Source organism: Mesorhizobium sp. M00.F.Ca.ET.216.01.1.1 (genome assembly GCF_004010325.2).
Classification (GTDB): domain Bacteria; phylum Pseudomonadota; class Alphaproteobacteria; order Rhizobiales; family Rhizobiaceae; genus Mesorhizobium.
Map to the genome: position 1 here is coordinate 27,000 of NZ_SADR02000040.1, position 13,247 is coordinate 40,246.

A 13,247-nucleotide genomic window follows, 5' to 3' on the forward strand; every position below is an offset into this window, starting at 1 on the left:
GTTGGCGCGTTATCGAGCGACGTCATGCACGTGAGGCATGATAGTGGCGCGAGGGAGGGCGATTGGTGTGTGTACCTAGCTTGCGCGCCAAAGGCACTGCCACAACATCTACCACGTCACGGCAGCAGTCGAGCCAAGCCGCCCGGTGCAATCTAAGGCAACGGTTAGAAAAATGTTCCGATCAGGAGACGCGCCGTGAATAACAAGACTTTGGGGATTTTGGAACTCGAAAATAGACCGATCGGTCATCCCGGAGCGCTGTGCGCGCCCGAAACACATCAATTTCCGATCAAGTGCCTGACCGTCGAAGGTGCAAACGTGGCCAGGCTTGTGGCTGGCGATCGATCAGTAAAGGATGCCTACATCCGTGGAGCACAAAAGCTGGAGAGCGAGGGTGTGGCAGCCATAACCACCAACTGCGGCTTCAGCTCACTGCATCAAGCCGAAGTAGCGGCAGCGGTTTCTGTACCTGTTGTGATGTCGAGCCTCGCGCTCGTGCCGCTTGTCGCCAAGAGTCTGCCTTTGGGGCGCAAAGTAGGAATTCTGACCTATGACTCTACCAAACTTGCTGAACGCCATCTCATTGGGGCCGGATGGTCGTCAACCGAGATAGACGTAGCAATTGGCGGTATCGAAGGCTCTTTAACGTGGCAGCGGCTTGCAGACACCTTCCCCGACGCCACTCCCGACCTTATCACAGCCGATGTACTGGCGGGGGCGAAATCGCTTTTGAATGCGGAGCCAACGGTAGGTGCACTCGTTTTCGAATGCGCCGGCTTCACACTCGCAGCAGAAGCAGTTCGGCGCGACACTGGCTTGTTGGTCGCAGACTTCGTAACTCTCGCAAAGATGCTTATAGAAGTCAGTCCCCCTGTGTGACGTCCAACAACGCGCCGGTTCCCGCGAACGTGGTGCGCTGGGCCAAGTCGTTGGAGGCGCAGCGGCGCTGGACGCTGCGATTGCGTAGAGGCTTCGGTGCCGGAAAGGTGTGCTGGGGCAATGCGCGACCGCGGTCATGTGGCGGCAGTTGGCAACATTGGCGGCGGGATGAGTGCAATCCGGTTCGATGCGAACGGTGCATGACTAGGGCCGCGTGTTGGCGCGCCGACGGCACGCCGATCGGCGCCGGCGGCGAGTTGGCGCGGCGTGGACAGCGCCGGGAACCCAGACCCCCGTCAGCTCCAGCGTGACAGCACCCCGACGGTTGGTCTTGACGCGCTCCCCCAGGAGCACCTCGGGAAAACAAGGGCCGGAGCGACCACCATGCAAGCTGGCCAGGCTCCCGGTAACCGGACGGGCCAGCTTCGAAACAGACATGGAGCCGGCCATGTCGCCTCACCAGCTTTTGAGCGTCAGCTCGATTGCCGCCGCGCTGTTCTCAACCCCGCCGAGAAACCGGCCCCCTCCGGCCCCTCGGCGACAGCCACGCGTGCTTCGCTGCGCGACGGCGAATGCGACAAACGCCTCGCTCTACTCTCCCGTGGTCCGCCCCCGATGCACGAGACTCGGCTTGCCCGGAGCAACCCTCGTTCCCACACGAAGAACCGGCCACCGCTGCTGACCGGGAACATGACGTCTAGCGGCTCGTACGTGTCCGCCCGAAGATGAGAAGCCGCATGCGGCATGCAGATGCTGACCACATTTCAAAGCACGCCGCCCGTGTGCGGCTCGCATTTCAGTAGCCACCGCATTTTGGCGCAAGCTCTCCGTGCCGAGATGCTACCCATTTCAGGATGTTGTCTCGTGGTCAGGTCATTCGCGGGAGAATGAGGGTCTGCCCTTTTGAGATCGAAATGCCTCACGCGTAGCGTCAACAGCACTGATAGGTGCGGATTAACCGCGCCAGTGGCTCAAAGGGGAGGAACTAGAAGATGACGATTTCTCGACGCGACCTCATTAAGATCGGCATGGCCGCAGGAACGGTTGTATCGATCCCTTCGATTCTGCGGGCACAGACAGCGCCAACCGCCGCACAGATGGTCCGCATGGTGAAGACCGGAGAACTCCGTGTCTTCGATCCGATCTGGACGACGGCTAGCATCACCGCTGACCATGGCGCGGCAATTTACGACACGCTGTTCGCACTCGACTCCAAGTTTATGCCGCAGCCTCAAATGGTGGGAAAGTGGGGCGTATCCGACGACAAGAAGACATATACGCTCGAGGTGCGGGATGGCCTAGGCTGGCACGACGGCACTCCCGTCACTGCGGCGGACTGTGTGGCCTCGATCCGCCGCTGGGCCCAGGTGGCTCCCGGCGGACAACTGATCATGGAACGAGCGAAGGATATTTCGAAGAAGGATGACAAGACCTTCACGATCTCACTCAGAGAGCCACTTAGACTTTTGATCCATATCCTGGCGGACCTTACGACGCCGTGCCTGTTCATCATGCGCGAGAAGGACGCTAATCACCCTGCGACCGAACAGGTGAGCACGAATATCGGATCAGGACCGTTCAAGTTCAATGAGGCTCTTGCCAGGCCTGGCGCGAGCTTTGCCTATGACCGAAATGAACAGTACGTACCGCGCAATAACCCGCCCGATGGATTCGCCGGCGGGAAGATCGTCAAGGTCAATCGCGTCACCTGGGATAACATAAGCGATCAGCAGACAGCTTTGGCAGCCCTGCAAGCAGGCGAGATTGATTACTTTGAGTCGCCACCAGCCGATCTTCACACATTGATCGAGAGTGATCCCAATCTTGAACTTCAGGTTCTGGACAAGGCGGGCTGGGACGTGGTCCTGCGCATGAATTTTCTGCAAAAGCCATTTGATAACGTCAAGACGCGACAAGCCGTCCTCCACCTGATCGATCAGGAAGCTTTCATGCGCGTCATGAACCCGAACTATGGCCGCCCCGTGACTTCAATATTCGGCAACGATACACCTGTATCTAACGACGAAAACACGGGATGGTATAAGAAGGGCGGCGATCCGGAAAAAGCGAAGCAACTCTTCAAAGAGGCCGGTTATGCCGGTGAGAAGGTCGTCATTCTCCAGCCGACAGATTGGTCGGGAGCCAGCAATGCCTCGCAGCTATTGGCGGCGGCGCTGCGGAAGATCGGGGTCAACGCCGAGCTTGCACCGAGCGATTGGGGTGGAGTTGTTACACGCCGGGCGAACAAGGGCCCCATCGGGGACGGCGGCTGGAGCATCTTCATCACGGACGAACCCGATTATTCCCTCGGCAATCCGCTCACTGAACCCATGCTAACCGCTAATGGCGACAAGGCTTGGTACGGCTGGCCGAAGAGCGACGAATATGAGGCTCTTCGGGCCGAATGGTCAAATGTCGAAACGCTCGAAGAACGCGAGGCACTGGCTCGGAAGATGCAGCGAGTTTGGTGGGATTTTGTCGGCGATGTTAGGCTGGGGAAATACGTCTCGCCAATCGCGCGCGCCAAGACTCTCACTGGCTCAATTGGCATGCCAATGATCGTCCCGATGTGGAACATGCAGAAGGTCTGAGGAGCGCGCTGGTTGCGATAGACAAACGTGAGGCTGGGGGTCTCTTGATGGGTATGCTCGAATTCGACGGACAGCGCTATCTCGACGGCCGCGCGTCCGATCCGCGCAAACTCGGCTGGATGTGTGGTGCACCGCCGCCCGCGGACAAGCGCATTAACCGTGAAGGTGACAATTTTCTCGAGTTCCCGCAGAGGCGCTGGTCGCTGTCACACATGCGCGAGTTTTTGGCGACTGTGAATGTGTCGCGCGGGGAGGCGCGGCCTTCGCCGCTCGATCGTAGTGAGAAGGCGGCCGACATCGACGCGATCACCTTCGTCCAGCCGAACGAGCGTAGCCGCCGGTTCGATGAGGCGCTGTTCGACACCTACACCGACGGCATCGTGGTGCTGCACCGCGGCCGCATTGTATATGAGCGCTATTTTGGCGCGCTTCAGCCGCACCTTCCGCATTCGTGTCAGTCGGTCACAAAATCGTACGCTGGCACGCTTGCCGCAGCGTTCGTGCACGAAGGCGTGCTCGATGAGGGTAAGGTAATCTCGTATTACCTGCCCGAGTTGCGCGGCACCGCTTGGGAGGATGCTACGCTGCGCCAGGTAATGGATATGCAGACGGGTCTAGCCTACACAGGTGATTATACGGACGAGCATTCTGGTGTTCGGGCGTTTGGCCGAGCCGTGGGCTATCGGTGGCGGCCGCCCGGCTACGTCGGCCCGCAAACTTTGTGCGACTATCTGCGCACAATACGCAAGGAAGGCGCGCACGGCGAACGGTTCTCGTACAAGTGCGTTGACACGGAGGTCATGGCTTGGGTGATGGCGCGCGCGACCGGCCGCTCGTTCGCGCAGCTCCTGCACGAGCGCCTTTGGGCGCCGCTGGGCTGCGAGGAGAATGCCTACATTGTCGTCGACTCGGGAGGCATGCCGATGGTCTGCGGCGGCCTGAGCTCTACCTTGCGTGACTTGGCGCGCTTCGGCGAGCTGATGCGTCGCGAAGGCGAGTGGAATGGAAAGCAGCTCATTCCCGCGTCCGTCGTATACGAGGTGCAAAAGGGCGTTGAGTCCGAGAAGTGCCCCAATGTGCCGCAGCCCGGCTGTTCGTATCGCAGCCAGTGGTGGGTGACACACAACGAGCTGGGTGCCTTGGAAGCTCGGGGCATGTACGGTCAGCGCCTATATGTCGCGCCGAGGGCGGAGATGGTGGTCGCCCGCTTCGCGTCGCACCCGCTGCTGACAAATGCTGGGAATGACTCGATCACTGTCCCGCAAATGCTGGCACTGGGGCGGATGCTGCGTGCATAGCCCGCACGACGGGCACGCTCGCGTCGAGCAGTCCAGATTCCAGAGACGTTGGGAAGAATTTGAGCATTCGTACCGATTGTGGTCGAAACGCCGATGACGTTCTGATCGCCTTTTGGATCTGCTTGCGCTCGGAACGCCTCAAAAAGCAATCTTAGCTCGAAGGACTCGTCGAGCCCCGTGAAAAAGCTATTGGCGCAGGCACCGCAGCGTCCAGTCGACGGCCGAGGATCTGCCGCTTCAAGGCTTGTGTTTGGACGAAACCGGGCGGGAGTATTTTATCTTGCTCCATGTTGGCCAGGCTACCTCGTCGATAGCGGAGGGAGGGGTCCCCATCCGTGAGCGCCATTTCTTAGTCCACCGGCCCGGCGGCGGGACAACGACGCGCGCTTCATCGCCCGCTCGGCCTCTGAGCGCATGGTGTCAAAGGGCTTACTCTTGCGCCGTTCAAGCTCGAACTCAATCAAGAGAGCAAGAGAGACGCAGGCGGGCGTCACCGTCTTCCAAGATCTATCTGGCTGCGAGATAGCAAAAATAGTGAAACAGTATTTGACCAATAGGGACCCATATTTGACGGTCGACGGACCGAACAGCACTTGCCTGCGGCGTCGGCTGTTCGATCGATCGGTTAAACTAGTGCGGACCAATGAAGCCGATGACCATAGTCGAATTCCGGGCGAGTCGCTGTCAAGTACACGCATTGAAGGTGATACATTCGCCTCCGCCGACAAGAGCAGTCAGACGTCAGTGAAGACAGATAAAGAGAAATAAGGAAGGGAACGTCAATGACACGAAATGCTAGTTGGCTCGACAATCTTCGCGCTGGCCTTACGCCTCCCGAAAACCACTTAATAGATGGGTACGTCGATGGTCGCGTAAGTCGTCGCGAATTTTTGCGGCATGGCAGTTTGCTTGGCCTGTCGCTGCCCTTTCTTGGCCGGGTCGGGCTGGCAACTGGCTTGGGCGCCGCGCCGTCCGTAGCTCGGGCCGCGGGCCAGCCAGGCGCAACCATTCGGGTTGCCTGCACAGCGCCGGAGGCGGAGATCGACCCTGTCCTGGTGGGTGACTATGGTGCGTTCCTGATGCTCCAGCAGGTCGGCGAGTTCCTCTGCGTGGATGGGCCCGACTTGCTGCTAAGGCCCTCGCTTGCGACAAGCTGGAAGTCCAATGAGGACGGCTCCGTCTGGACCTTCACGTTGCGCAAGGGCGTCAAATTTCATTCTGGCGGCGAGATGAGAGCTGACGATGTCGTCGCCACCATGGACCGCCTGGCTGATCCCAAGAATTCCTCGAACGCACTTTCGGTGTTCAAGGGCATCCTTCAGTCGGGCGCTACTCGCAAAGTGGACGATTACACCGTCGAGTTCCATCTCAACGGTCCGAACGGCAACTTTCCTTACCTGGTTTCGTCAGACAACTATAATGCGATCATTCTGCCTGCCAGCTATCCCGGGCACTACGAGACGGCTTGGGACGGTACCGGACCGTTTAGACTGCACAAATACACCCGAAATGTGGGCGCGAGCTTCATCCGGAATGAAGAGTACTGGGGACGTAAGTCGCTGCCAGCAAGGACAGAATTTACCTTCTTCGCTGATATCCAGCCTCAAATACTCGCGTTGCAGGCTGGAGAGGTAGACATAATCAACAAGCTTCCCGCGCTCGCCGGCGTGGCGCTACTGAACGATCCTAGCGTCAACGTTATGACCATAAAGTCTTCCGCGCATCAGCCAGTTCACATGCAATGCGACAGTGAGGTGTTCAAGGACCCGCGCGTCCGTCAGGCGGTGTCCCTATGTCTCGACCGCGAAAAGCTCAAGACGGGTCTAATGAAAGACCGTGCCATTATCGGGAACGACAGTCCCCTCGCCTCGGTCTATCCCTCCGCGGACCCGAGCGTGCCGCAGCGCAAGCAGGACATCCGAAAGGCCAGAGAACTGATGAAGGCGGCAGGGAAGGAGAATGGCTTCCAAGTAGCGCTTACAACCGAGCAGTATCTGGAAATCCCGGCCTATGCGCAGCTGATCCAGCGCTGGGTAAAGGAGATCGGCATCGATCTGACTTTGGACATTATGGACCGGAATGTTTTCTACGGCGATGCGGTAAGAGGCAAATCGCCGTGGCGGGACTCGGTCATGGGTATAGCTGACTTCGGCCACCGCGGGGTGCCGAACGTCTTTTTAACAGCGATACTCACAAGCGACGGCTCTTGGAATTCAGCAAATCTCCAGAACAGAGAATATGACGCCCTGGCCAAATCCTACATCGGAACTCTTGATCTGGAATCGCAGCGCCAAGTTGCAGGGCAAATCCAGCGGCTTTTGCTTGAGGAGACGCCGGTGCTCTACGGTTATTTCTTCGACCATCTGACAGCGATGGCGAAACATATCGTAGGCGTCCAACCGACCGCCATGGGGCAACTTTTCCTGCAGGAGGCGGGCAAGGCATAATGCGGGTAAGGCACATGCGCGGTCGGTCGGCCTTGGTCACCAGGCCGACCGAATTAGCAATCTTTCCGCCACCTCATCCGGGCACGATCCAATGAGCCGTTTCCTAGGTAGGCGCTTCGCCTTTTCGTTGACCACGCTGTTTTTGCTGAGCCTCCTCGTGTTCTTTGTCGGACAGGTTCTGCCCGGCAATGTGGGCCGAACTATCCTTGGCCCTTTGGCCGATCAGGAGGCCGTAGATGCGCTGAATCGCCAGTTTGGCCTCGATCGACCGATCGTCGAGCAATACGGCACGTGGATATGGCATTTCCTTCAAGGCGACATGGGCCAGTCATACATCTATGGGGTGCCCGTCGCGCCCTTCATAGTGCAGGCCCTCGGCAATTCATTAAAGCTTGCGTTGGTGGCCTTCATGCTCGTCGTTCCGCTCGGCATTCTAGGAGGAGTGCTGGCTGCCCTAAATGCTGACAGGCCAATCGACAGAGTTATTAGCATGGGGGGGCTGTCGGCGACCGTGATGCCGGAATTCGTTAGTGGCGTTGTGCTGATAATGATCTTTGGCGTTTGGCTGCGCTGGCTACCGATTTCTGCTGCTTGGCCGGAAGGTGCGGGCCCCCTAACCCAACTCTACTATGTGATCTTGCCCGCCATTCCGCTCGTTCTCGTCCTGTTCGGCTACATTGCCCGAATGACGCGCGCAAGCATGATCGAAGCGCTCGACTCGGACTATACTCGCACTGCCGTCCTCAAGGGGCTGACTTGGCGCCGTGTCATCTGGCGGCACGTACTAAGGAACGCACTGCTGCCCACGATTACGGTCATAGCTAGCCAGACCGGTTACCTTATAGGCGGCCTTATCGTGGTGGAGACGCTGTTCCGATACCAAGGGATCGGATCGCTGATTTTCAGGGCAGCCAAGGCCAAGGATTTCGCAATGCTGGAGGCGGGCGTACTGATTATAGGCATCACCTATGCCGTGGCGACTTTGCTCGCCGATATCCTGTACTCCATTCTCAACCCACGTATTCAGATGGAGACGGCGAATGACTGATGTTGACGCTAGTCACCGCCAACGCCGTATCCACGAAGTGTTCGCGGCGCTGTTCGTCTCCGGCTCCTTTGTGACGGGCATGACGATAGTTCTTTTTTGGGCGCTTTGTACCGTTCTCGGCCGGCACCTTGTGCCGTATGATCCGCTGGCTGACGATATCTTGAATGCGCTGGCACCTCCCTCTGCAGAACATTGGTTCGGGACTGACCAACTAGGCCGTGACATTTTTTCCCGGGTCATTGTCGGTTCGCGAGACATTCTTACAGTAGCGCCTCTGGCGACGATCTTGGCGACTGGTGTTGGCACAGTACTCGGTCTTCTAACCGGCTATTTTCGAGGTGTTGTAGACGACGTCGTCTCGCGCTTTAACGAAGCGATGATGGCGATGCCGTCGGTCATTGTTGCGCTACTTGCGATCGTCGCGCTGGGTACCTCAGAAACAACGGTGATCATCGTCATCGGTCTGTCTTTCGCCCCTGTTATCGCCCGCACTGTCCGCTCTACTGTTCTCGCAGAGCGTGAACTCGATTACATCGCGGCTGCCAAGCTCCGTCATGAGAATTCCATGCACATCATGTTCGTCGAAATTCTTCCCAACATACTCCCTCCCATCCTCGTCGAATTCACGGTGCGTCTTGGCTATGCGATCTTTGCAGTCGCCACACTGAGCTTCATCGGTTTCGGCTTACAGCCGCCATCACCTGACTGGGGGCTGTCAATATCGACCAACTACTCAATGATCAGCGGAGGTTATTGGTGGGCCGTGGTGTTTGATGCGCTAGCCATTGCCAGCCTTGTGATCGGGATAAATTTGGTGGCCGACGGGCTGCAAGGAGCACTCAATGACTAAACCGACTCTCTCCCTGGATCGCCTCTCTGTCGGGTACCGGTCTGGGGAGCGGGAGCACGCCGTGGTGCGCGACGTCAGTTTGCAAATTGCACCGGGAGAGGCTTACGGGCTAGTCGGCGAAAGCGGCTGTGGCAAATCCACGGTGGCACTCACTGTTGTGCGCTATCTTCCGCGTAACGGCAAGATTACCGGCGGATCGGTCAACCTCGACGGTGCTGATGTCATGCAGCTTGGGCCTGAAGCGCTTCGGAGCCTGCGCGCAAAAAAGGTCTCGATGGTCTACCAAGATCCCGGTAAAGCACTCAATCCTTCGCTAAAGGTGGGCCGCCAGCTAGCGGAGGTGTTTGAAGTGATGGGGGTACCGCCGGCAGAGCGCGAACCTCGCGCGGTCGAAATGCTGAAGAAGGTGCGGATCGCCGATCCTGATTCAGTGATGCAGCGCTATCCTCATCAGCTTTCAGGCGGGATGCAGCAGCGAGTCGCGATCGCCATGGCTCTGGCAAACGATCCGACAATGCTGATTCTTGACGAGCCGACCACCGGTCTTGACGTCACCGTAGAAGCCGAGGTGCTCGACCTTGTCGCTGATCTGCGGAATGAAATCGGCGCCTCCATCCTATTCATCAGCCACAATCTCGCGGTAGTGGCTAAAATGTGTGACCGGGTTGGGGTCCTTTATGCCGGGATGCTTGTGGAGGAAGGGCCTGCACGCGACATATTCGGTTCACCGAGTCATCCCTACACTGTCGCACTTCTGCGTTGCATGCCGCATGCTGGGCAGACAAAAACTCATGGGCTGCTTGAGTCTATTCCGGGCTTCCTACCTCCGCCCGGCGCGCAGCTTTCCGGCTGTCCCTTTGTCAAGCGTTGTCCTCTCGCCGACGGCCGCTGTCGCGCAGAAATCCCTGAACTACAGGACTGCGGCGGCCGGCTCGTGCGTTGCCACTACCCGGATCGGGCGGCTAACCTTCCGCCCAGCATAGAGGCTGGCGACGTACTTCCGAAGCCTCCATCCGAAGCCGCGCAGATACTTCGGGTTAGCAATCTCTCGAAGACCTACGGTCAAGGAAACCATGCCATCCGAGTGGTAACCGACGTTTCACTAAGCTTGCAGGCAGGCGAAACACTCGGCCTGGTTGGTGAGTCGGGCTCGGGCAAAACCACGCTCGCCCGAATGCTCCTGGGCTTGGTACCGCCCGACCCCGGCGGAAGCATTGAGCTCGACGGCAGACCCCTCGCCGGTAGTCTCGAGCGGCGACGGGAGGACGAGGTAAAGGCGGTGCAGATCGTGTTCCAAAACCCAGACTCGGCCTTGAACCGCTCCCACTCCGTCGCACGTATCATTGGTCGCGCACTGCGCAGGCTCGGAGGCTTTCGGGGAACCGACTTGGCTAAGCGTCTCGACAATCTTGTTGAGGCGGTCCGATTGTCGCCTCGACATCTAACTTTGCGCCCGAGGCAACTTTCTGGGGGGCTCAAGCAGCGCGTGGCCATAGCGAGAAGCTTCGCTGGCGATCCTCGCGTCGTAGTCTGCGACGAGCCTACTTCTGCGCTTGACGTTTCGGTCCAGGCAGCAATCCTCAACCTTCTCACTGAGCTTCAAGCAGCCCGGGCGGTAAGTTACGTGTTCATCTCCCACGACCTAGGGGTCGTGCGATACCTCTCAGACCGGATTGCGGTCCTTTATCTGGGCCGAGTTATGGAGATGGGACCATCTGAGCGTGTATTCGGAGGGCCAAACCATCCATATACCGAGGCGCTTCTTTCCGCTGTCCCGAGCATAGGAGGCACTCAAACCAACCGTATCCGCCTCACCGGCGAGAGTCCCTCCGCCGCCAACCCGCCGCCCGGGTGCGTCTTCCAAAGCAGATGCCCGCGAAAGATTGGCGGGATCTGCGAGGTGTCCGAGCCGCCAGTTACCGAGGCCGAGCCCGGCCACTTCATCCGTTGCCACATCAGTGCGAAAGATCTCATGCGCATTCAGCTACAAAACAAGGGCGGTGCTAGCACGAGGCGTTCGGTGCAAAGTGCCCCCTCGGTCGCGACCCTCTCATGAAGTATGCCAAAGGACAAACGCTTCAAAAGAGCGGCCAGCTCGTTGAGCACGTTTCCCAGTGAACCTCCAATCAATACCTGTCCCGCGGACGAGCCGGGCGTCGGATCCGCAGAAACGCAAGCAGTTTGGGCAGCTTGCGGGGCGGTTTCACCGTCAGGCCAGACCGTGTTCTCCCTCGACCGCGATTTAGCCTGAAGTACAAATAACTTGAGTCTTCGATATGAAGCCGCTGAGGGAAACTAGGATGACTTTGAGCGAGTACACAGAATATGATGCCACCGGTTTGGCCTCTCTTGTGCGGAGAGGGGAAGTATCGCCCTTAGAGTTGACGCGGTTAGCTCGGGAGGCCCATGACGAGGTCAATTCGCGGATCAACGCCGTGATCGAATTCTATGCAGATGCCGAGACTGTTACCGGTGCGGACGAAGGAATTTTCCATGGCGTACCGTTCTTTCGCAAGGATGTTGGAGCCACCGAAACTGGCCGCCTGCAAGAGAGAGGGAGCCGTCTGTTCAAGGGCTGCCGTGCCGATACCGACAGCTATTTCTTCCGTCGCGCCCAGAAGGCCGGACTCCGAACCATTGGGCGAACCAGGGACGCGTCGTTTGGTCGAAGTCGGCAGTTTGTTGTATGCCGGACGGTCCGCGATATGGCGGCTGCCCTGGACGTCTTTTCAGGTCCCCATCCGGGCGACCCATTTATAATCGTACAGCCCAACCGTCCCTATAGAGAAGAGCTTTCGCGACCCACCGGCAAATTGCGGGTAGGGCTGGCAAGAACCAAGTGGGGTACGGTCGATCTCGATCCGGAAGTTGTGAGCGCAGTGGAGTCGACTGCCTCACTTCTCGAAGAAATGGGCCACCTTGTGACCGAAGTTGAGCCACCATATGCGTCCCGTGAGTACACGCGAGTCATGCTCGCCGGGTCAAGTTATTTCGCCATTTCACTCGAAGAAGCCGCGCAGACTATTGGTCGCGAGATCAACGCGGAGACTTTGGAGCCAATCAATCTGAAGATCTATGAATACGGCCGGAGTTCGCAGCGTCCTTCAGGCGACATCGAAGAGGTCTTGAGGAGGCTGCGGTTCCGCGTCGGCGAGGCAGTCGATCCTTATGATATCCTGCTTACGCCAACGATGCCAATGGTGGCCCTGCCGCATGGCGGCATCTTCAGTACGATCAACCCTACGCTCTCCGCGGAGGAATTCAAGGAAGCGGATGCCGCGCTCTATCAGTACACTGGCGTATTCAATGTCACTGGACAACCTTCTGTGTCTCTACCTGTGGCACAAAGCACCGCTGGGCTACCAATTGGAATTCAGATCGTCGGTCGCTTTGGTGACGAAGCCACTCTGGTTCGCGTCGCACGCGATATCGAGGAAGCCAGACCTTGGAAGAACCGCCTACCCGATAGTCGAGCAGGCAGAAGGAGAAGCTGACATCGCTGATTAGATTCTTGCGTCAGACGAAGCGGTAGCGCCTTGGGCCGAAGAGCTAGTTACCTTGCCCCTCTGATCTAATCCGGTTTGAAGTTCGTTCTGGCCCATCGAGAGGACCAGGACATGAAACGTAGCCGCTTCTCTGAAGAGATGGGGTGTTCGGTTCAGCTCCCTGAACGTCTGGCCCCTTTTCGGATCATGACGTTTGTCTGATGCTCAGAACCGACCTGGCAAGAGGAGATCGGCATGAGCGTTCATGCGGGACTGGATACTTCACTCGACGCGGTAGCCATTTGCGTTATCGCCGAGACCGGCGAGATGCTGTGGCAGGGGAAGGTGCTCGGTGACCCGGATGCTGTGACGGCTGCACTTCAGCGATGGCGGGACGATCTCGTCCGCGTTGGCTTAGAAGCCGGTGCGACATCGGAGTGGATCGGCGGACACCTGGTCGACGTGGGCTTCCCTGTCGTGTGTCTCGAGAGTCGACATGTCAAGGCGGCTCCTCGGCATGAGGAACGGCGGGCGTGTAAAGCCATCGGCTGTTGCCGCATGACGGTTCGCTACGAGACCAGCAGGCCGGACGACCGCGAGGTTCGCGAGCCGATGAAGGCGATCGCGCAGGAGCGTCGCCGGTTCGGCT

8 protein-coding genes and 1 pseudogene are annotated in these 13,247 nt (G+C 58.5%); all 9 read left to right on the forward strand.

Annotation, left to right across the window (positions count from 1 at the left end):
* Positions 1–195: 195 nt before the first annotated feature.
* Entirely contained in the window at positions 196–879 is a 684-nt protein-coding gene (locus EN859_RS32505; RefSeq protein ID WP_210211051.1) for a hypothetical protein, read from the forward strand.
* 992 nt (positions 880–1,871) lie between these two features.
* Positions 1,872–3,470, forward strand: coding sequence for an ABC transporter substrate-binding protein (locus tag EN859_RS32510; protein WP_126038151.1), 1,599 nt, complete (start codon positions 1,872–1,874; stop codon positions 3,468–3,470).
* A gap of 47 nt (positions 3,471–3,517) precedes the next feature.
* Positions 3,518–4,768, forward strand: coding sequence for a serine hydrolase (locus EN859_RS32515; protein WP_126038154.1), 1,251 nt, complete (start codon positions 3,518–3,520; stop codon positions 4,766–4,768).
* Between the two features lie 782 nt (positions 4,769–5,550).
* On the forward strand, positions 5,551–7,215 hold the full coding sequence (locus EN859_RS32520; RefSeq protein ID WP_126038157.1) for an ABC transporter substrate-binding protein: 1,665 nt from the start codon (positions 5,551–5,553) through the stop codon (positions 7,213–7,215).
* Positions 7,216–7,306: 91 nt separating this feature from the next.
* Positions 7,307–8,263, forward strand: a complete 957-nt coding sequence (locus EN859_RS32525) for an ABC transporter permease (protein ID WP_126038160.1) — start codon at positions 7,307–7,309, stop codon at positions 8,261–8,263.
* Positions 8,256–9,113 carry an ABC transporter permease gene (locus EN859_RS32530; RefSeq protein ID WP_126038163.1) on the forward strand — a complete coding sequence of 286 codons (858 nt, stop codon included), beginning with the start codon at positions 8,256–8,258 and terminating at the stop codon, positions 9,111–9,113. The genes EN859_RS32525 and EN859_RS32530 overlap by 8 nt, the downstream gene beginning before the upstream one ends.
* On the forward strand, positions 9,106–11,169 hold the full coding sequence (locus tag EN859_RS32535; RefSeq protein ID WP_126038166.1) for an ABC transporter ATP-binding protein: 2,064 nt from the start codon (positions 9,106–9,108) through the stop codon (positions 11,167–11,169). The genes EN859_RS32530 and EN859_RS32535 overlap by 8 nt, the downstream gene beginning before the upstream one ends.
* A 244-nt stretch (positions 11,170–11,413) precedes the next feature.
* Positions 11,414–12,607, forward strand: coding sequence for an amidase family protein (locus EN859_RS32540; RefSeq protein ID WP_126038169.1), 1,194 nt, complete (start codon positions 11,414–11,416; stop codon positions 12,605–12,607).
* Between the two features lie 513 nt (positions 12,608–13,120).
* Positions 13,121–13,247, forward strand: a pseudogene (locus tag EN859_RS32545) (IS3 family transposase); the annotation flags it as partial.

Excerpts from the sequence above, each read along its gene's own strand:
- EN859_RS32540 (WP_126038169.1), top strand. The coding sequence starts at position 11,414 with ATGACTTTGAGCGAGTACACAGAATATGATGCCACCGGTTTGGCCTCT.
- EN859_RS32525 (WP_126038160.1), top strand. The coding sequence starts at position 7,307 with ATGAGCCGTTTCCTAGGTAGGCGCTTCGCCTTTTCGTTGACCACGCTG.
- EN859_RS32515 (WP_126038154.1), top strand. The coding sequence starts at position 3,518 with ATGGGTATGCTCGAATTCGACGGACAGCGCTATCTCGACGGCCGCGCG.
- EN859_RS32530 (WP_126038163.1), top strand. The coding sequence starts at position 8,256 with ATGACTGATGTTGACGCTAGTCACCGCCAACGCCGTATCCACGAAGTG.
- EN859_RS32510 (WP_126038151.1), top strand. The coding sequence starts at position 1,872 with ATGACGATTTCTCGACGCGACCTCATTAAGATCGGCATGGCCGCAGGA.
- EN859_RS32520 (WP_126038157.1), top strand. The coding sequence starts at position 5,551 with ATGACACGAAATGCTAGTTGGCTCGACAATCTTCGCGCTGGCCTTACG.
- EN859_RS32535 (WP_126038166.1), top strand. The coding sequence starts at position 9,106 with ATGACTAAACCGACTCTCTCCCTGGATCGCCTCTCTGTCGGGTACCGG.